Origin of the sequence: Leuconostoc falkenbergense, from assembly GCF_045801155.1 — a bacterium.
Classification (GTDB): domain Bacteria; phylum Bacillota; class Bacilli; order Lactobacillales; family Lactobacillaceae; genus Leuconostoc; species Leuconostoc falkenbergense.
In genome coordinates, this window is sequence record NZ_CP174386.1 from 535988 (window position 1) to 557403 (window position 21416).

Here is a 21416-nt window from a genome sequence, read left to right on the forward strand (position 1 = left end):
GTATGAATCAAAAAATTGAGGCAAGTATTATGGATGCTTTGACAACAGTCATTGACCCAGAACTACGAGTTGATATCGTTAATTTGGGACTAATTAACGGTGTTGCTATCAGCGCTAGCGGTGACGTCACTGTTAATATGACGTTGACAACAATGGGGTGTCCACTGATTGGTGTGTTGGAAGAAATGATTGATGACGCATTAAAAATTTTACCTGAAGTTAAGACCACCAAAGTTGAACTCACTTGGCAACCAGCTTGGGAAATCAATAGAATGTCACGATACGCTAAAATGGCGTTAGGATTATAGTGTGGCAAAATTATATAAATTCGGAATAAAACACACCTGAAAATTGACGACAAATGACATACCCGTTATGATTGGATTATTAAATTAAAAGGAAGTGTTTCACATGAGAAATCAGGCCACAGTACAAATTAACAAAACAAACGCAGCCCTTCTCCTCAACTTGCTTAGACTACCCTAACAAGTTGAGCTTTTGAGCTAGTTGTTAGGTATTTATCTAATGGCTAGTGAATAAAAGGATGTGAGTGCATAATCCCGGACTAGTCATATTGACTAATCCGGGATTTTAATTTAAGGAGAAAATTATGGTAAGCAAAGTAACTTTTTATGACACAACAATGCGTGATGGTGAACAAACAATTGGGGTTAACTTTTCAATTGACGAAAAGATTGAAATAGCAAAAGGACTGGATAATTATGGTGTTGCGGCCATTGAAGCAGGATTTCCTGCGGCTTCTCAGAAAGACTTTGAGGAAGTGAAAAGAATTGCAGAAGTTGTGACTAACGCAAAAGTTGTCGGTTTGGCACGAATGGTCAGAAATGACATTAATGCCGTTATTGAGGCAACTAAGAATGCAAAACATCCAATGATTCACGTATGTATTGCCACTTCACCCATTCACCGCGAGTTCAAATTGAACATGACTAAAGAAGAAATATTGGACAAAATCAAAGCAGACGTTACTTTTACTAAGCAATATATGCAAGATATTGTGTTTTCACCTGAAGACGCGACGAGAACTGAACCTGATTTTTTGGTAGCCAGCGTGCAAACAGCCATTGACGCCGGAGCAACAATGATTAACATACCAGACACAGTTGGTTATGATACGCCAGAAGAATATGGCGAAGTCTTTGAAAACTTGCGTCAAAATATTATTGGTTTTGACACAGTTGGTTGGTCAACTCATACGCATAATGATTTGGGTATGGCAACAGCTAATGCTTTGGCAGGCATTGCGCATGGGGCGACGGAAATTCAGGGCACAATTAATGGTATTGGTGAGCGTGCTGGAAATGTTGACATGATTGAAGCCGCCGCAGCGATTCAAGTGCGTCATGAAAAGTTCAATGTTGAAACAGATATTGTCTTAGCTCAGTCCAAAGTCATTTCTGACATTGTCGCACGCGCAACCCACATGCCAGTTGCGGGTAATAAACCCATTATGGGACGCAATGCCTTTGCTCATGAATCTGGTATTCATCAAGATGGGTACTTAAAAAATCCAGAAACGTATGAAATTTTGAAGCCAGAAATGGTTGGTGCTACGGCATCCTTACCTTTAGGTAAATTGTCGGGGTCGCATGCGGTAATGTCAAAACTAAATAGTTTAGGTTATGATGTGACGCGTGATGATATGAAAGTAATTTTCCCTATTTTTAAATCAGTTGCTGAAGAGTCTGACTTGATTACAGACGAGCAATTAAAGGTTATTATGCAAGTCGTTGAAGAAAAAGAAATGGTGAGTTATCAATAATATGACATCCATTAAAAAAATAGTAGTTTTAAAAGGCGATTATATTGGTCCAGAAATTATGACAGCAGGGTTGGCAGTATTAGATGCTGCGACAAAAGATACAACATTTGCTTATGAATTGATAGATGCACCTTTTGGTGGTGATGGTATTGATCGAGCTGGTGACCCTTTACCACAGGCAACGATTGATGTTTCAAAACAAGCTGATGCGGTGTTACTTAGTGCAATTGGTGGACCAAAATGGGATAATGCGCCACGACGTCCAGAACAAGGACTATTAGAAATTAGATCAAAACTTAATTTATTTGCTAATATACGGCCAACAAAAGTGACTCAAGCGCAAATTGACCGCTCACCATTGAAGCCAGAGTATGTTGAAAATACGGACTTTGTTATCGTTCGTGAACTGACCTCTGGTGCTTACTTTGGAAAGCCACGCAAGCTGGAAGCGCATCAAGCCATTGATACGATGTATTACAGCGAAGCAGAAGTCACTCGCATTATGCATCAAGGTTTTAAAATGGCTCAAAAGCGAAACAAGCATGTCACGATTGTTGATAAGTCAAATGTATTGGCTACATCAAAGTTTTGGCGAAAAATTGCGAATGAAGTTGGCAAAAGTTATCCGGATGTGACAATCGACTATTACTATGTTGACGCGATGACAATGGCTATTATGACCAAGCCCACAACATTTGATGTTGTGATTATACCTAATTTATTTGGGGACATTTTAAGTGATGAAGCAGCACAAATTACAGGTTCCATTGGACAAATACCTTCTATGTCAGTTGGTGAAAGTGGTCCTAATTTATATGAGCCAATTCACGGTTCAGCACCTGATATTGCTGGTCAAGGCATTGCCAATCCCATTTCTATGGTAAATACGGTAGCTATGATGTTATCAGAAAGCTTTGACGAAAAAAAGATTGCAGACAAAATTACTGCAGCAGTAGACTACATTATTGAAAACCACTATGTGACGCCAGATATGGGTGGCACGATGACGACCGATGAAGTCACACAAAAAATGGTTGATTACATAAAAAATTATGAATCGGCGGATATAAAATGAGCAAAACACTATTTGATAAAATTTGGGAAAAACACGTCATTACTGGGGAAGTTGGTGAAGCTCAACTGATTTATGTGGATTTACATTTAGTACATGAGGTTACCTCACCACAGCCTTTCGATGGGTTGAGAAGTACAAATCGCCGCGTTAGGCGACCTGATTTAACTTTTGCAACCATGGATCATAATGTACCAACGAAAGATATATTTAATGTGCAAGATCAAATGTCTCGATTACAGATGGATACATTGGTCAAAAACACGAAGGAATTTAACATTCCATTAGCATCGATTGGTGATGACAAACAAGGCATTGTGCATGTTGTGGGACCCGAACGCGGTCTAACACAGCCTGCAAAAGTAATCGTATGTGGTGATTCTCATACAGCAACTCATGGTGCATTTGGCGCAATTGCCTTTGGAATTGGTACTTCCGAAGTTGAGCACGTGCTAGCGACCCAAACAATTTGGCAGGTGAAACCAAAAACCATGGGGATTAAGGTTACTGGGAAGCTGCCTAAAAATACGTATGCCAAAGATATTATCATGGGCATCATTGCTAAATATGGGGTGTCATTTGGTGTCGGCTATGCGATTGAATTTTATGGAGAAACTGTTCAAAATCTTTCAATGGAAGCACGTATGACGATGTGTAATATGTCAATTGAAGCTGGTTCAAGAACTGGTATGGTACAACCAGATCAAACGACGTTTGACTATATTGAAGGCCGTGAACAAGCACCAAAAGATTTTGAATCTGCTAAAAACTATTGGTCACAATTCTATACAGATGATGAAAGTGATTTTGATAAGATACTGACCTTTGATGTATCAAATTTGAAACCGATGGTGACATGGGGAACAAATCCAGGAATGGCAACACCTGTTGATCAGTATTTGCCAGAAATTAAAGATGAAAATGATGCTAATGCCTATGAATATATTGGTTTACACCCCAATATGAAGCCAGTTGATATTAATTTGGATTACATTTTCATTGGTTCTTGCACGAACAGCCGTTACGAAGATCTTGAAATTGCTGCAAATATGATGAAAGGGCATCATTTAGCGCCCAACGTTACTGCGTGGATCGTGCCAGGTAGTCGGGCCATTCGAAATCGTGCAATGAAAACAGGCATTGCTAAAATATTTGAAGATGCTGGTTGTGAATGGCGTGAGCCAGGATGTTCGGCATGTTTGGCAATGAATCCCGACAAAATCCCAGCAGGCAAGCATGTTGCGTCCACATCAAATAGAAACTTCATTGGACGCCAAGGTGCAGGATCAAGAACGCATTTAGCTTCTCCAGCTATGGTTGCTGCGGCAGGAATCGCTGGTCACTTTGTTGATATTACGACAGATGAATTTGTATAGGGGGATAACATGGAAGCTTTTGTAAGCGAGATAGGCAGAGCAGTTGTAATTCCAAATGACAACATTAATACTGATATTATCTTGCCTAAACAATTTTTGAAAAATATTTTAAAAACCGGATTTGGGAAAGATTTATTTTATGACTGGCGTTACAATACCGACGCCTCGTTAAATGAGGCGTTTGAGCTAAACAAACCAGAACATAAGGGTGCTTCAATTTTAATTACAGGCAATGATTTTGGATCAGGATCATCACGAGAACATGCGGTATGGGCGTTAACGGATTATGGATTTAGAGCAGTAATTGGCGGCGGATTTTCAGACATTTTTTACATGAATTCAACCAAGAATGGCTTGCTACCAATTGTGCTGCCTGAAGAAAATCGGAAAATATTGCGAGGCATTCAAGCAGATGAAACTATTCAAATTGATTTACCCGAACAAACTGTGACTTATAAAAATAATATTTTCCACTTTGACATCAACTCACAATGGAAAGAAAAGTTTATCAATGGTGAAGACGATATTGATAACACGATGAAATATGAAAATTTGATTTCAGCGTTTGAAAAGCAACGACCAAATTTCGGATAGGAGGTAGTACATGGAACAGGCAATGAATTTGCAACAACGGATGGACACGACTAAAGAAACAGCGACATTTTATCATGTCTTTGCGATGATTGCGGCTGGTATGATTTTAGATGGGGCGGATGTTTATCTTGCTAGTGCAGTAAATAGTGCAATAGTAAGCACGCACTTTGCGACACTTGCACAAGGTTCTGTGTTTCTTTCCTCTGGATTTTTAGGGCTTTTCTTTGGATCTATTTTTGCTGGATTTATCGGTGATTTTCTTGGTCGGAGGAAAGCATATTCTACTAATTTGTTGATATTTGGTGTACTGACCTTATGTGCGGCATTTGCAACTAATATTTGGATGTTAATCGGACTACGCTTTTTCGCCGCAATTGGGTTAGGTGCAGAAATTGTGACAGGTCATGCCTTAATTAATGAATTTGCTCCCATTAAAAATCGTGGTCGGTGGAGTGGGGTCACTTCTGTGATTGCTAACTTAGCTGCACCATTGACTTTACTTTTGGCAGCAAGCGTTATTCCTCGTTATACATGGCGCGCAATGTTTGTTATTGTTGGTGTATTAGCATTGATTTTATGGGTTGTTCGTCGTCATTTTCCAGAATCACCCCGATGGTTAATTGCGCGTGGTGAGTATGACAAAGCTGAAAAAATCATTGAGAAATTGGAAGTGAATGGCTCATACGATACAAATGATTCTAATGTAAAACGACAAGCAGTGAAGACCAAGATTGGTATTGGACTGTTGGTTGCAACGGTTGCTGTCAGTGCAGTTAATTTAACACAGTATACATTTACATCATGGATGCCAACCTTATTGATTAAACAAGGCATCGAAGTGGTTCATTCACTAACATTCTCCGCAGTTATGATGGCTGGGGCTCCAATAGGCGCACTGATAGGCGCATTATTGGTTGACGTGATAGGTCGTAAAAAGGTCATTGTTTCTGCCTTTGTGATGACTGCGGTGTTTGGAATGATTTATTCGCAGCAACATACAACGGTTGGAATTTTAACCGTAGGATTTTTGGTTGTAACTATGATGTATATTTTGATGGCTTCGGTTGTCGGGGTCTATATGTCAGAGTTGTTCCCTACTTACTTTAGATTCCGTGGAACAGGTTTTGCTAATGGCGTTGCTAAAATCTTGACAGTTTTAACACCATATTTTGCAGCGTGGGCAATTACACAATTTAGCGCGAACTTGATTTTCTATTTTATCGCAGCAGTAGCGCTAATTGCAGCTATTGTGGTCGCAGTTTATGGACCAGAAACAAAACAAAAAGCAATATATTAAAAGGATGGTATTTTATCATGACAGAAGCAACAACAGCAAAGATTCATTGGAATGGTGGCGTTCAAGCTGAAGCCATTAATATCTTGAAAGAAGATGGCGGAATGATTGTTAGCCCAACAAAAGTGGGTTATATTATCATGACTTCAGACGATAAAGGATTAGAAAGAAAGTTTGCTGCTAAAAATCGTAAGCGTAACAAGCCAGGTGTCGTATTATGTGGTTCAGTAGAACAAGTTAAAGAATTAGCGCAGATGACACCTGAAATCGAACAAATGTATCAACAACATTGGGATGAGGACATTTTGTTGGGGTGCATCTTACCATGGCAAGAAGAAGCTAAGAGCAAGATACCAAATGACGGTACAAAAGATTTGATGATGGATCAACGTGAAACGAGTTGTTTTGTTATCAAGTTTGGCACACCAAGTGAAAATATTGCCAAAGAAATGTGGGAAAAGTATGGCAAGTTCTCATTTGCAAGTTCAGCTAATCCTTCTGGTAAGGGAAACCGAGGATTAGTAGCTGGTATTGGTGATCAAATTGAAAATGCTGCTGACCTAATTATTGAGGCCGATGATTATGTGGCATCAATTCAACCTGATAAGACGCTGGACACACGTTACGAACAAGGTGTGATGGTATCAATGGTTGACGAAGCAGGTAAGCTTATCCCAGAACAAAATGGCGCTGTTGGTGTTCAAGCAGCACCAATCGTTATTCGTAAAGGATTAGATGTCGACAAAATTATGAAAATTATGAGTGATATTTTCTCGTCATGGGATTATCGTCACGGATTTTATTATTAAAAAATTGCATAAAACAGTTAAAAGCCAAATTACCACTATGATTTCTTTCTTATTGATAGCGGGTTATTAAAAGATGATTAGGCAACAAAAATATCTCAACGATGACATCTGTTGAGATATTTTTTTGTTGACAGAACAATTAAAAATACATATAATATTTTTGAACATATATTATATGTCGTATAGTATTGGAGAAAATAAGTATGGCAATTCAAATGAGTTCAGAATTATTAGATGGTTGCGTGTTAGCAATATTAGATAAAGAAGATTACTACGGTTATGCGCTGACACAGAGAGTACAAGGCACCATTTCCGTTTCAGAATCAACGCTATATCCGGTGTTACGACGATTAAAAAATAATCAATACGTGACTACTTATGATCAACCTTGTCAAGGTAGAAATCGACGCTACTATCAAATTACAGCGCAGGGTCGTGACAAATTGGTTAGTATTCGACAAGATTGGTTAATATTTCAAGCCAATGTCAACACATTATTGAAGGAGAAATAAGCAGATGGAGAATTATTTGACTGAATTAGACCAATTACTAAACCAGTTGTACCATTCAGATAAAGAGGAAGCGTTGAATTTCTATCGTGAGTATTTGATGGATGCAGATTTAATCACATATGAAGCATGTGTAGGTGAATTAGGTACACCAAAACAACTCTCATGAAAAATTTTAGCTGATTATTCAATTAAGGCTGATGAAAAATCAGCAGATGATACAAATAATAAAAATTCACGGTCAAATATTAAACTAATTTGGTGGATTGCCTTGGCACTGTTGGCGTCACCGTTAGCGTTACCTGTGTTTATTATTTTGGTTACGCTAGTTGCGGTTTGTTTTGCCCTTGTCGCGGCTTTGATTGCGATTATAATTGCGCTTGGTTTGACAGGTATGTTGGCAGTTATTAGTGGCGTTGGTGTATTGCTGCAGTCAACTTGGACGGGCCTTTATTATATTGGCTGTGGGTTGACGATATTAGGAATTATGGTGGCTGGCATACCAGCTGGTGTTGCTCTTTTGAAGTGGCTAATTAATAAAACGGCGAAGTTTAGCAAGTTAATTTATCGTCGTTTCATTGATAAAAATCACGTACATCAGGAGGATAGGTAACATGAAACGAGGCGTTAAGATTGGATTAACTTTGGTTGTTATTGGTGTTGTAATGGCACTAATTGGCATTTGCTTTGGTGGGGCTTCTAGTGCTATTACTTGGGATAATGGTTTCAAAGTTATGGATCAAAAAACAAAGAAAAGCAAAATATCGCAAAAATTATATACTTTTGACAATGTAAAAAGCATTAATATTTCAACAGCTTTACCTGTACGCGTTGTCACGGGTGATGTTAAGCAAGCCACTGTTAAGGTATTCACTTATCACAAGTTACCTGAAATGAACTATCAACAAAGTCATTTAACAATTACTGATAAACAGACTAGCAGTGTGTCTCGAGGCGAGGTTAATATTGAATTTAATATTACTGGATTCACTTGGCAGCGCCATAGCCAGAGATACCAAGAAGAACTTGTGATTACAGTACCGCAATCACAAAATTTGTCTAATCTTCAAATTAATGGTCAGAATAGCAGCGATGTCAGTCTGTCAGGTATTCAAGCAGATAAAATAACGTTACAACATGTTGCAGATACAAAGTTAAAAGACATGACAGTCAATCATGACTTAAAACTCGATGATACTGAGGACACTGATTTAAACAACATCACTGCGTCCACAGCTACGATTAAAAGTAATGATGGGGATGTAACTATAAAAAATACGCACATTAGCAATAGAACGACGATTCAACTTCAAGATAGTGATTTAAACATGCATCAAAACCACATGAATGTTGGTGAAATAAATGTGTCAGATGGTGATATTAATTTGTTAAGTAATGAGCTTTCAGGTGAACTAAACATCACTGCACAAGATGGTGATGTTGCAATCGCTATTGGTAAAAGTAGTGTGGTTGCTAAAACGCAGGATGGCGACATCTCGGCTTTTAATAAGCATGAGGATGATCAGTCAACTTATGCTTATAAAGGGACAACTGGCAAATATATCATATCAACAGATGATGGGGATATAAGAATCAAGCAATGATAAACAATATTGATTTATTAAACGTTTGACAAAATGAAATTTTAATAATATACTTTTAATTATATTGTTAAATAAATAACAAAAAAAGAGGTAAAATTATGCATAAAACAATGAAGCAAGTCAATCATTCTCTCCTCTACCTACTTCTCAATTGAGGTTTAGTAGGTTCTTTGAGTGACTATCTACTAAACAAAAATCGTTTGGTAGATAGTTGGGACAACATTAAAAACACCCCAACTTTAATATAGTTGGGGTGTTTTTGTGTTGATGCACTCAAAGCAACAAATGTAGTCAGCGATTATCGATCATATTCTCGTCAAAGTAACAAGTTAAAAGGACATATTTTGTCTACTAAGGACACCATTTGTTCGCTATGTTTACCAGAGATATACCCTATGATAATCTTATTTTTCAGTGTAAGGAGAAGAAAAAATATGATGTTACGCACACAAAAACAAACAACGTTACAGACAGATGCAATGCGCTATGGCGCAATAATCGTCCTTTTTTTAATTGCAGGAATAATGTTATTAATGACCAGTGCTTCGCAATATCCTGAAATGATAGCAATGGCTTATTTATCATTTACCATGGGACTAAGGCATGCATTTGATGTCGATCATATTGCTGCCATTGATAACATGACGCGTAAAATGCTAAATGATGGCAAAAATACACGCGGTGTCGGTTTCAGTTTTTCATTTGGTCATTCAATGGTCGTGGTATTGATGGCATTGGCAACAGTTCTATTTGTCGAGTGGGCAAAACATGCCATGCCGGTTTTTGAACATATTGGTGGTGCCTTAGGGACTTCAATTGCAGCTGCTATGCTGATGATGTTAGCTATTGTCAATAGTTTCATTTTGCATGATATTTGGGTGAAATTCGCGTCAATGCGCAATCATAATGGTAAAGAGGATAAGGCTGATGAGCAAGTTAATACCTCCAAAATATATCGTTTATTTTTGAAATTATTGGGCATGATAAAACATAATTGGCAAGTTGCAATCGTTGGTTTTTTGTTTGGTTTAGGATTTGACACTGCGACGCAAATTGCGGTTTTAGCAACGTCTGCTACCGCTGCTAATGAGGGAATACCATGGTATTCAACAATGGCTTTTCCGTTGCTGTTTACAGCGGGAATGTGTTTGATGGATACAGTTGACGGTTTCTTTATGAGTACAACTTATCATTGGGTATTTTCGTCACCATATCGAAAAGTCTATTATAATTTGACGATTACAGGTATTTCTATTTTAGCTGCAGGCTTCATTGGGTTTGTGGATTTTATTCAGTCATTTGCCGTCATGTTTGGCTGGCAAAATGGTTTAACGAAATGGGCAAATGGGTTAGATTTTAACCAAATGGGTATTATTTTGGTTTGCTTGTTTGTTGTGGCTTGGATTGTTGCCATTACTATCTGGCATGTGTTTCATTTAGCTGAAAGGGATGAGGAACAAGTCATATAGGTTTTTTATCTGATATGTTCAATAAGCTTTGAAAATGAGTGACATTATGCCATTTACAGCTACTGAAATTTGCCGGTCTAAGCCACTTGTGTCAGCTTTGTAAAAGTAATAAAACTTAGTTGAAAAAAGGGGTTGCTTTTTTTTAGAAAAGTCTGTAATATATATAAATGTGCTAAGGCATAAGAAATGCTCCTGTAACTCAGTTGGTTAGAGTAGGGGATTTTTAATCCCAAGGTCCTCGGTTCGAATCCGAGCGGGAGCACTGAGTTAATCAGGCGACCTTGGGTGATCCATAAAAAACAGAATTCTTAGGAATTCTGTTTTTTATTTGCTTAAAATAGTAAATTAGTGTATTATTGATGAAAACGTTGAAGAGGACAAGTAACTATTGTTGTTGTTGAAGAGATGCCATACTTGGTGAGAGTGGCAAAGCAATGATGGTGAATAACTACCTCCGAAGTGACATACGAGTAGCGCACGTGAAAGTATGACCGGTGTCATTGGTCGTTATTCCAATGAGAGTGAAATGAATTGGCTGGTTGTAATAACGGCTGATATGACTAAGGTGGTACCGCGCGGAAAGCGCCCTTGAATTTTTATTTAAGGGCGCTTTTATTTGTTTAAAAAAGAGGATGGACGAGTTATGGCAGGAAAAGAATTGAATCGAGATTTATCATCACGTCAAATGCAGATGATTGCATTAGGCGGCACAATTGGTGTTGGCCTTTTCATGGGATCTTCAGCAACTATTAAATGGACCGGTGTCTCTGTACTGTTAGCATACGCATTGGCTGGTTTAGTGCTGTATTTGGTGATGCGTGCTTTGGGAGAAATGTTATATGTTGATCCATCTGTTGGATCTTTTGCGAATTACGCTACAAAATATATTCATCCCGTAGCTGGATATCTCACGGTATGGGCAAATGTATTTCAATGGCTGACAGTTGGTGTTAGTGAAACCATTGCCGTGGGAATTTACTTAGACTTTTGGTTCCCGCACATTCCCGATTGGGTGACGGGTGTTGTCGTATTAGCTATGTTGACGGCAGCTAACTTAGTGACAGTGAAAGCCTATGGTGAAATGGAAACGTGGTTTTCGTTAATCAAAGTTGTCACTATCATCTTCATGATTATTCTAGGATTGCTCGTGATTTTACTAGGATTCGGTAATCATTGGCAACCGTTAGGCTTTTCAAATTTGTGGGCACACGGACCATTTTTTGCTGGTGGGATAAAAGGATTTTTCTTTGCGTTATCAATTGTCATTACGTCATATCAAGCAATTGAGATTATTGGTATTACAGCAGGTGAAGCTGCCAATCCTCAGGTTGCCATTGTTAAGTCTATCAAATCAATTGTTGCGCGTATTTTAATATTTTACATTGGTGCTATTTTTGTTATCATTACTATCTATCCTTGGGATAAATTAGATCAAGTGGGATCGCCATTTGTGGAGACTTTCTCACGAGTAGGTATTACAGCTGCTGCGGGGATCATTAATTTTGTCATGATGACCGCTGCAATGTCGGCTTTGAATTCGGGTATTTTTTCATCAAGTCGTATGCTGTACACATTGGCTTTGGGGAAAGAATTATCGCCTAAGTTTTTGAAATTATCTAAGCATCGTGTGCCAACGCTGCCTGTGTTAGCAATTTCTGGTGGTATTTTGTTAGGCATCATTTTAAATGCAGTTTTGCCAATGTTTTGGCATGGTAGTTCTAGCATTTTCGTATTGGTTTATTCAGCTAGTACGTTGCCCGGTATGGTGCCTTGGTTTGTCATTTTGGTTAGCCAAATCAAATTCCGCAAAGCTCATGCGTCATTAATGGCAGATCATCCATTTAAAATGCCTTTTGCGCCATACACCAACTATTTTGCGATTTTGATGTTATTGGTAACGTTGGTATTTATGATGATTAACCCCGACACACGAGCACCATTGCTTGTTGGGTTGGCTTTTCTAATCATCATGACAATTGTTTTCTTTGCAACACGTGCTTGGCACGCTAAGAAAATTAATGAGTAATTCAATTTGACAAATGAGGACTAACTCTGTATTATAAATTAGGGCTCCCATTTGTTGGGACAAACGTTAAAAGCTCTCAAGACTTTCTTGGGAGCTTTTCTATTTTATTTTACCCCTAATTGTTACGTCATTTCTGTGGTTGTAAACGCAGATGGAATCATGAGGAGGCATCATGGCAGATAAACAAGTGAAGTATATTTTCGTTACCGGCGGCGTTGTGTCATCGCTTGGTAAAGGAATTGTGGCAGCATCTTTAGGTCGTTTGCTGAAAAATCGCGGACTCAAGTTAGCGATTCAAAAACTAGATCCATATATCAACATTGATCCCGGAACGATGTCACCTTATCAACATGGTGAAACTTTTGTGACAGGGGATGGTCTGGAAACAGATCTTGATATGGGTCATTATGAGCGTTTCATGGATATCAATACTAACATGTATTCTAACGTGACAACGGGTCGTATTTATTCTGAAGTTTTGGCTAAGGAACGTCGTGGTGACTATGACGGTGGAACAGTTCAAGTTATTCCACATATCACAGATGCTATCAAAGACAAAATGAAGAAAGCTGCTGAATCGACTGATGCGGATGTCGTTATTGTCGAAGTCGGTGGTACGGTTGGTGATATTGAAAGCTTGCCATTCATTGAAGCGCTACGTCAAATGAAGTCTGATCTTGGCAACGAAAACGTCTTTTATATTCATACCAGTTTGATTGTTTACTTGACTGCAGCTGGTGAAGCCAAAACAAAGCCAACGCAGCATTCGGTTGCACAATTGCGTTCATTGGGCATCCAACCTGACATGATTGTCTTACGTACATCAGAACCTTTAGAAGAAGGACTCAAACGTAAGATATCAACTTTCACTGATGTTAAAGCTGATGCTGTTATTGAATCACGCGATGTTGAAACCCTCTACGAAATTCCATTGAATTTGCAAGCGCAGGGCATGGATGATGTGGTTTTGAATAAGTTGCAAATTGATGCACCACAAGCTGATATGACAGCTTGGTCAACAATGGTTGAATCAATTAAGCATCCTAAGAAAGCAGTTAACATTACCTTAGTTGGTAAATACACGGACTTGCCAGATGCTTACATTTCAGTCAATGAAGCTTTGAAACATGCTGGTTACTCGCAAGAAGCAGAAGTTAACATCAATCACATTAAGTCAGAAACTGTCACGGCTGATAATGTTAACGATTTATTGCAAGACGCAGATGGTGTGATTGTACCAGGTGGATTTGGCGCACGTGGTACAGAAGGCAAAATTGAAGCGATTCGTTATGCCCGTGAAAACAATACACCATTCTTAGGTGTGTGCTTGGGCATGCAGTTAGCATCAGTTGAATTTGCAAGAAATGTTTTGGGTTACAAAGATGCCAACTCAACTGAACTAAATCCAGAGACATCAGCACCAATTATTGATTTGATGAAAGATCAAGAAAATGTTGAAAATCGTGGTGGCACACTACGATTAGGTTTGTATCCAGCTATGTTGTTGCACGACACATTGACAGCAAAAGCTTATGGTAATAAGCCAGAAGTGGAAGAACGCCATCGTCACCGTTATGAATTTAATACCAAATTCCGTGATGAATTTGAAAAAGCTGGCATGGTCTTTGCGGCAACTTCACCGGATGATCGTTTGATGGAAGTAATCGAATATCCTAAAAATGATTTCTTCGTTGCAGCGCAATACCATCCTGAATTCTTATCACGCCCTGATCGTCCAGAAGGTCTTTACCATGATTTTGTGGCAGCTTCCTTGGCGCATCAAAAATAATTATTCTCAAAATCCTATCATCTATAATGGTAGGATTTTTAATCGCTTGTCATGACCGTTTTTATAGCAGTACGTGAAATGACTGGTATAATGAAACTATGTTAGCAAATCCATCACAACATATTGAACAAAAATTAACCTTGCTACCGGCTGAACCAGGCTCTTATCAAATGAAAGATGCTAACGGTAAAATTATTTATGTCGGCAAGGCAAAAAATCTCAAAAACCGAGTAAGATCATACTTTAAACAAGATCACGATGGCAAGACAGCTGAATTGGTTGCCAATATTGTTGATTTTGATTTTATTGTGACTAATTCTGATAAGGAAGCCTTTTTAATTGAAAATGAATTGATTAAAAAGTACAAACCTTACTATAATATTCGGCTCAAATACGGTACGGGATATCCTTACATCAAAATCACCAAAGAACGTGATCCTAAAATGGCGTTAGTCAACGAAGTTAAAAAAGACGGTGGTTTTTATTTTGGGCCATATCCAAACGTTTATGCAGCGCAGGAAACATTACGATTTTTAGAGAAAAACTATCCTTTACGTCGCTGTAATGGGTTTCAAGGGCGGCCTTGTTTGTATTACAATATGGGGCAGTGTTTGGGACCATGTTGGCATGAAGTGCCTAAAACTGAATATGATCAACAAATCACACGTATCAAGCATTTTCTAGATGGCGACACTAAGGCAGTGAGAAAAATAATCACCGAAAAGATGCAAAAAGCAGCGTCATCGCTGGAATTTGAACATGCAGCGGATTTGCGTGATCAGTTGAAATATATTGATGAAACAGTTGAAAGCCAACGGGTATTATCACGCGATACCACACCACGAGATTTATTCAATTATTATTTGGATAAGGGCTGGATGACGGTTGAAGTCTTTTTCTTGCGCCAAGCCCGCCTAATTCGCCAATTTAAACGAACCTTTGCTATTGTTGGCGAGGCTGACGAAGAGGTTACAAGCTTCATACAGCAGTTTTATGCACAAAAAAACATTCAGAAGCCACGAGAAGTATTGGTGCCAAAGGGCATCGATACCAAGGCGCTTTCCGAAATATTGAACGTACCAGTTCGAATACCAGTGCGTGGTGAAAAGCGAGATTTACTTGATTTGGCCGCCAAAAATGCGCAAATCGTCTTAGAAGAAAAATTCCGTTTGATGCAATTAAATGAACGAAAAACAACTGGTGCTATGAAAGAAATCACCGACGCGTTGCATATCCCGATGGGACATCGGATTGAAGCATTTGACCATTCTCATACGCAAGGGGTCGAGATTGTCAGTGCGATGGTTGTTTTCGATGATGGCGTCCCAAACAAGGATCTCTACCGCAAGTACAAAATTCAGTCTACTCATCACGCTGATGAATGGGCTGAAACGCAGGAAGTAATCCGTCGACGTTACAGTCGTGTGCTCAAAGAGGGTGGTGATTTACCTGATTTGATTTTAATGGATGGTGGTGAGATTCAGCTACATGCAGCTAAAGAGGTATTGATTGACGAACTTGGCCTTACAAATGTCCCAATTGCTGCAATGGTCAAAAATGATAAGCACAAGACGGCTGATTTAATTGATGGTCACACAGAGCAAATTGTGACATTAGACAAACAATCTGAGGGATTTTTCTTAATTCAACGTGTACAAGAAGAAGTTCACCGTTTTGCCATTAGTTTTCATCGCCAATTACGGAGTAAGCATTCGTTAGCTTCTCGACTCGACACAATTCAAGGCGTAGGGCCCAAGACACGCCAAAAATTATTGCGTGAATTTGGGTCATTACCAAAAATCACGGCGGCAAGCATTGATGAATTGGCAGCGATTGGCATTAACGAAAAACTAGCGCGGGTTATTCACCTGTCCCTGAATGCAGGGGAGCGTAGCTAATTTTACGCTTTTATGGTAAACTAGAGTGTTTAACATACGCAAGCACACAGGGTGTGCAGACAAGGAGAAAAGTGGCGACTGACTTGAGGTCAACGCCATGACAATTTTATGGCATTCGTAGATCAAGCACAAATTGAAGTAAAAGCCGGAAAAGGTGGCGACGGTATCGTGTCATTCCGTCACGAAAAGTTCGTAGCAATGGGAGGACCTTTCGGTGGTGACGGCGGTCACGGTGGGTCAATCATTTTTAAAGTAGACGAAGGTCTGCGGACATTAATGGACTTCCGATACAACCGTCATTTTAAGGCACAGCCTGGCGGTAATGGTGGTACAAAAGGTATGACTGGGGCATCTGCTGATGACCGTTATATTAAAGTGCCACAAGGCACAACAGTTAGCGACGCTGACACGGGTGAAGTATTAGCTGATTTGCTAGAAAATGGGCAAGAACTCGTTGTAGCTAAAGGTGGTCGTGGCGGTCGTGGGAACATTCATTTTGCTACGCCTGCTAATCCTGCACCAGAGTTGTCCGAAAACGGTGAACCAGGTGAAATTCGCAATCTCAAATTAGAGTTGAAAGTCTTAGCTGATGTAGGCCTAGTTGGTTTCCCTTCTGCAGGAAAATCAACGCTATTGTCTGTTGTATCAAATGCGAAACCCAAAGTAGCTGCTTATCACTTTACTACTTTATCACCTAATATTGGTATGGTGCGTTTGGATGATGACCGTGATTTTGTTATGGCGGACTTGCCGGGGTTGATTGAGGGTGCTGCGCAAGGCGTTGGTCTAGGCTTTCAATTTTTACGACATGTTGAGCGAACTAAGGTAATCTTGCATTTAGTTGATATGTCAGGTATTGAAGGAACTGATCCTTATACGCAATATCGCAAAATTTTAGATGAGTTGCAACAATATGATGAGACGATTTTAAATCGCCCACAAATTGTGGTGCCCACTAAGATGGACATGCCTGATTCAAACGAAAATTTGTCAAAATTCACATCAGAAGTTGAAGCTGATTCAGGTTTGCCAACTGTACCAACGATAATGCCGATTTCTTCAATTACACGAGATGGTGTAAAAGACTTAATGCGTTTGACAGCTGATATGTTGGCCACTGCGCCTGCGCCAGAAAGTTATCGTCCAGTAGTGGAAAACGAAGTGACTGAGAAAACGTACACCTTTACACCTGAAACACACAACTTTACTGTTGAATGGGTTGAAGATGAGGAGCGTTGGTTGTTAAGTGGGGCAGAAATTGAGAAGTTGTTCTTAATGACCAATATTCAACGAGATGCAACTATCATGCGCTTTGCTCGTCAATTACGTCATATGGGTGTTGATGACCGATTACGCGAAGCCGGTGCCAAAGATGGTGATGATGTGCGCATTAATAATTCTGACTTTGTTTTTGAATTTAGTGATTAAAAGTGATTAAGCTTGCCTGATGAGGCAAGCTTTTTTGTTGAGAAACAATTCACAATCTTTAAAAATGTTAAGTTTGTGAATTATGTATCATTGCTATTAAAACAAACTTCACAATTAACCAGTACAAAACTCATGTGAAAAGTGCTATGATAACATTATTAAATCAAGAAGAGGCAAACTTTACATGACAGAACAAAAATATGGTTCAGATATTGTCACAGACAGTCTAGTTAATCATGGTGTTGATCTTGTTTTTGGTATTCCAGGTGCAAAAATTGATCGTTTATTTGAAACACTTGAGCATCCCAAAGCTGGTCAAAAAGTACCTAAGTTAATCGTGACGCGTCACGAACAAAATGCCGCCTTTATGGCACAAGCATTTTCACGTATCACAGGGAAAACAGGCGTTGTGATTGCGACTTCTGGACCAGGTGTTGGTAACTTAGCAACCGGTTTGATGACAGCTGACGCTGAAAGTGATTCAGTTGTTGCTATTGGTGGTCAAGTACCACGCCGTGATTTGTATCGTTTGACACACCAGTCAACGAATTCAGTATCACTCTTTAACGCTATCACCCATTATAGTTCAGAAATTCAAGATCCTAATAATATTTCAGAAATCATTGCTAATGCTTTTGCGGCGGCTAATGGTGCCAAAAAGGGTGCAGCTTTTGTGTCATTACCACAAGATGTTGATGATGCACCGGTATCAATTTCTGCATTGCCACAAGTTCCTGAGGCGCAACAAGGTGCCGCAGCGATTGCTGACCTCGATTGGTTGGCAGAACAAATCAAACAGGCTAAGCTACCTGTTTTGTTGGTTGGTGCGCGCGGATCTGATGATGCTACGGTGACGGCTTTGCATCATTTACTTGAACAAACGACGTTACCAGTTGTTGAAACGTTCCAAGGTGCAGGGGTTATCTCTCGAGACCTTGAACCTGAAACTTTCTTTGGTCGTATTGGATTATTCCGTAACCAAACAGGTGACAAGCTTTTGCAACAAGCAGATTTAGTGGTGACATTGGGTTATGATGCCATTGAATACGAGCCACGAAATTGGAATAAGGAAAATAATTTGAATATTGTTGCGCTAGACACGACACATGTTCAAATTGACAACAATTTTGTACCAAAACGTCAATTAATTGGTGATTTAGCACAGAGTTTGGATTTGTTGGCAGAGCGTATCAATGGTTATCAAGTCCCTGCTGAAAGTCAAAATGTCTTGAAAGCATTAAAAGATGATTTGCGTGCTTCTGACGAACCATCTTACACACCTGCTGAAGGTAACTTGAACCATCCACTTAATGTTATTAAGTCAATCCAAGCACATGTTACAGATGATATGACAGTCTCAACAGATATTGGATCACACTATATTTGGATGGCACGTCATTTTAAGTCATACGTGGCACGTCACTTCTTAATTTCTAACGGTATGCAGACGCTTGGCGTTGGTTTGCCATGGTCTTTGACCGCTGCTATGGTTCGGCCAAATGCAAAATCTGTCTCGGTTTCAGGGGATGGTGGTTTCTTCTTCTCAGCTATGGAGTTAGAAACAGCGGTTCGTTTACAATTGAACACTGTTCACATTGTTTGGAATGATAACGCGCATTATGACATGGTTAAGTTCCAAGAAGAAATGAAATACAACGGTGAGTCTGCCGGTGTTACATTTGGCAATATTGACATTGTAAAATATGCTGAAAGCTTTGGTGCTAAAGGTTTGCGTGTCACAACACCTGATCAGTTGGATAAAATTTTAGACGAGGCTTTCGCTACGGAAGGCCCTGTGGTAGTTGATATTCCCGTAGACTATTCACACAACTATGAACTTGGTTCACAATTGATTGAGTCTGAGGGTTAAACATAGAAAAGCGCGTTTTTGATGTGTCTTCAATTTTCGAGGTACACAGCATTTTCGGGCTTTTTTGTCTGTCTATTTATCCACCCATTATCACAATTTTTCTCATCAAAAAAGCAAGTTACCAACGGTAACTTGCTTTTTAATGATCATGCATGACACGTGTCATCATGATTGCTTCAATAATGACAAAAGTTGCTAAACGTGGCCAGTAGCTCAACGACAATACATCACGTGTCAACGTACTGGTCAAAATAAATGTACTAATGACATAAATGACATAAAAGAAAAACGTTAACTTATAAGGAATATCTGAATTATTTTTCAGGCGGGGTAATTGCAACAGATAGAGCAGCGCAATCACTGTTGACACAATAATCGTAATGGCTGTTGCCATACTTGTCTTGGGACTCGTATGCCAAAAATCAAGATGACCAATGACAGCGATGATCGCAATGAAAAATAAGTCATAAAGTCGCTCTTTTACCGAACGACCACCATCCCATTTGTCTAATAAATTATTGATCATCTTGAAAGCTCTCCCAAAGACATGTTATGCCCAATCACCATTTCTAAAGACAGGTACAGTTTGACCATCTTGTGTGATGCCATCAATTGACATATCAGCTGAACCGACCATAAAGTCAACATGAACATCTGAAATATTCCAGCCACGTTTTGCCAAATCTTCTGGTTGATCTGTTTTACCGCCAGCGATGTTTGAAGCATAGGCAGCGCCAATCGCCAAGTGATCAGAAGCATTTTCATCAAACAACGTGTTGTAGAATAACACACCACCTTGAGCAATAGGTGAAGGATCAGGTACGAGTGAGACTTCACCCAATGATTTTGCGCCTTCATCTGTATCAATTAGCTTCTGCAAGACCGGTAAACCTTTTGAGGCAGAAGCTTTTACAATACGACCATTTTCAAAATCTAATTCGATATCTTCAATCAAGTTACCTTGATATGAAAGTGGTAATGTTGCTGCCACATGACCTTGAATATTACGGTTGTCAGGTGATGTGAAGACCTCCTCGGTTGGCATGTTCGGAATAAATATGTTACCAGCCTTATCGTATGAAAAAGCTGCCTCCCAAATATGACCTGTTGCCAAACCGATGGTAAAGTCTGACTTAGCATTATGATAACGTAATTCTCTAAAGTTCTGACTGTTCAACCAATCGGCTTTGTTTTTCAATGTTTCAATGTGCGCGTCCCAGTTGGTGATAGCGTCCGTTTCATCATCAACACGAACGTCTTTCAAAATTTCAGCCCACAGACGATTAACTGCTTCTTCACCCTTAAGGTCAGGGAAAACTTTTTCCGCCCATGCTTGTCCAGCAGCGGCAACTACCAACCATGAAATGTCATCTTTCATGGTTGCCTCACGGACACGTACCAAAGCTTTTTGATTGGCTTTTGTTAGCATGTGAAGTCGATCAGCATCAACACCTGCCAAACCATCAGGATCTTGTGACACCAGTGAAATACGTGAAGCGTATTGATCCATCAATTCATTGGCTTTGGCAATCGTATAGTTAGGTACGGTTGTTAAACGATCCTCTGGTGCATGGTCAAGAAAAGCTTTTGCAATTGTTTGGTCGGACCATTCCATCACAACTTCACGAGCACCAGCTTCATAAGCAGCGGCCACGATTTTACGAGCGAAGTAGGCTTCATCAACGGCAGCATACAAAATAATTGTTTGACCAGGCTGCACATTGACGCCTTTTTTGACAATGAGTTCAGCGTACTTGTTGAGTTGCGTTTCTAATGACATGATATTCTCCTGAATAAAAGTTAGTGTATCTGCTCATTTTCCCATGAATAATCATTATTTACAAGCTTTTTTCATAGAAATCGTATGATATAAATGAACAGCTTAATCAGCGCAG

The 21416-nt window shown here is 39.4% G+C and carries 19 protein-coding genes and 1 tRNA gene; 18 read left to right on the forward strand and 2 right to left on the reverse strand.

Annotation, left to right across the window (positions count from 1 at the left end; translation table 11 throughout):
• The first annotated feature begins 2 nt into the window (after positions 1-2).
• The 18 genes from ACI3ES_RS02680 (at position 3) to alsS (ending at position 19521) form a co-directional block, all read left to right on the forward strand.
• Positions 3-308, forward strand: coding sequence for a metal-sulfur cluster assembly factor (locus tag ACI3ES_RS02680; protein WP_004915505.1), 306 nt, complete (start codon positions 3-5; stop codon positions 306-308).
• Between the two features lie 302 nt (positions 309-610).
• Positions 611-1783: a 2-isopropylmalate synthase gene (locus tag ACI3ES_RS02685; RefSeq protein ID WP_114666449.1), complete on the forward strand. Its 1173-nt coding sequence runs from the start codon at positions 611-613 to the stop codon at positions 1781-1783.
• A 1-nt stretch (position 1784) separates the two neighbouring features.
• A complete protein-coding gene (leuB, locus tag ACI3ES_RS02690; protein ID WP_114666450.1) occupies positions 1785-2858 on the forward strand; it encodes a 3-isopropylmalate dehydrogenase in 1074 nt (357 codons plus the stop codon).
• On the forward strand, positions 2855-4231 hold the full coding sequence (gene leuC, locus ACI3ES_RS02695) for a 3-isopropylmalate dehydratase large subunit (protein WP_114666451.1): 1377 nt from the start codon (positions 2855-2857) through the stop codon (positions 4229-4231). The genes leuB and leuC overlap by 4 nt, the downstream gene beginning before the upstream one ends.
• A 9-nt stretch (positions 4232-4240) precedes the next feature.
• The gene (leuD, locus tag ACI3ES_RS02700; RefSeq protein ID WP_114666452.1) at positions 4241-4825 is read left to right on the forward strand and encodes a 3-isopropylmalate dehydratase small subunit; all 585 of its coding nucleotides are present in this window, start codon (positions 4241-4243) and stop codon (positions 4823-4825) included.
• Positions 4826-4835: 10 nt separating this feature from the next.
• Positions 4836-6122, forward strand: a complete 1287-nt coding sequence (locus ACI3ES_RS02705) for an MFS transporter (RefSeq protein ID WP_407632018.1) — start codon at positions 4836-4838, stop codon at positions 6120-6122.
• Positions 6123-6139: 17 nt separating this feature from the next.
• Entirely contained in the window at positions 6140-6928 is a 789-nt protein-coding gene (locus ACI3ES_RS02710) for a Sua5/YciO/YrdC/YwlC family protein (protein WP_317211964.1), read from the forward strand.
• A gap of 203 nt (positions 6929-7131) precedes the next feature.
• Positions 7132-7440 (forward strand): PadR family transcriptional regulator, encoded by a 309-nt coding sequence (locus ACI3ES_RS02715; protein ID WP_114666454.1) that lies wholly within the window; start codon positions 7132-7134, stop codon positions 7438-7440.
• A gap of 4 nt (positions 7441-7444) precedes the next feature.
• Positions 7445-7606: an HAAS signaling domain-containing protein gene (locus ACI3ES_RS02720; RefSeq protein WP_181809821.1), complete on the forward strand. Its 162-nt coding sequence runs from the start codon at positions 7445-7447 to the stop codon at positions 7604-7606.
• 102 nt (positions 7607-7708) lie between these two features.
• Complete coding sequence (locus ACI3ES_RS02725; protein WP_242029642.1) at positions 7709-8050, forward strand: hypothetical protein; 342 nt, start codon at positions 7709-7711, stop codon at positions 8048-8050.
• Between the two features lies 1 nt (position 8051).
• Complete coding sequence (locus tag ACI3ES_RS02730) at positions 8052-9041, forward strand: DUF4097 family beta strand repeat-containing protein (RefSeq protein ID WP_114666455.1); 990 nt, start codon at positions 8052-8054, stop codon at positions 9039-9041.
• 434 nt (positions 9042-9475) lie between these two features.
• Positions 9476-10510: a HoxN/HupN/NixA family nickel/cobalt transporter gene (locus ACI3ES_RS02735; protein ID WP_181809822.1), complete on the forward strand. Its 1035-nt coding sequence runs from the start codon at positions 9476-9478 to the stop codon at positions 10508-10510.
• Positions 10511-10698: 188 nt separating this feature from the next.
• Positions 10699-10772 (forward strand) — tRNA-Lys (locus ACI3ES_RS02740).
• 381 nt (positions 10773-11153) lie between these two features.
• On the forward strand, positions 11154-12536 hold the full coding sequence (locus ACI3ES_RS02745; RefSeq protein WP_004915477.1) for an amino acid permease: 1383 nt from the start codon (positions 11154-11156) through the stop codon (positions 12534-12536).
• A gap of 172 nt (positions 12537-12708) precedes the next feature.
• On the forward strand, positions 12709-14325 hold the full coding sequence (locus ACI3ES_RS02750) for a CTP synthase (RefSeq protein WP_010285841.1): 1617 nt from the start codon (positions 12709-12711) through the stop codon (positions 14323-14325).
• 98 nt (positions 14326-14423) lie between these two features.
• Complete coding sequence (gene uvrC, locus ACI3ES_RS02755) at positions 14424-16223, forward strand: excinuclease ABC subunit UvrC (protein ID WP_004915471.1); 1800 nt, start codon at positions 14424-14426, stop codon at positions 16221-16223.
• 108 nt (positions 16224-16331) lie between these two features.
• Complete coding sequence (gene obgE, locus ACI3ES_RS02760; RefSeq protein ID WP_114666456.1) at positions 16332-17651, forward strand: GTPase ObgE; 1320 nt, start codon at positions 16332-16334, stop codon at positions 17649-17651.
• A gap of 184 nt (positions 17652-17835) precedes the next feature.
• Entirely contained in the window at positions 17836-19521 is a 1686-nt protein-coding gene (alsS, locus tag ACI3ES_RS02765) for an acetolactate synthase AlsS (protein WP_142511272.1), read from the forward strand.
• Between the two features lie 139 nt (positions 19522-19660).
• On the opposite strand, the gene ACI3ES_RS02770 is transcribed toward alsS, so the two are convergent.
• Positions 19661-20047 (reverse strand): hypothetical protein, encoded by a 387-nt coding sequence (locus ACI3ES_RS02770; RefSeq protein ID WP_114666458.1) that lies wholly within the window; start codon positions 20045-20047, stop codon positions 19661-19663.
• A 24-nt stretch (positions 20048-20071) separates the two neighbouring features.
• The gene (locus ACI3ES_RS02775; RefSeq protein ID WP_004915461.1) at positions 20072-21301 is read right to left on the reverse strand and encodes an aminopeptidase; all 1230 of its coding nucleotides are present in this window, start codon (positions 21299-21301) and stop codon (positions 20072-20074) included.
• Between the last annotated feature and the right edge of the window lie 115 nt (positions 21302-21416).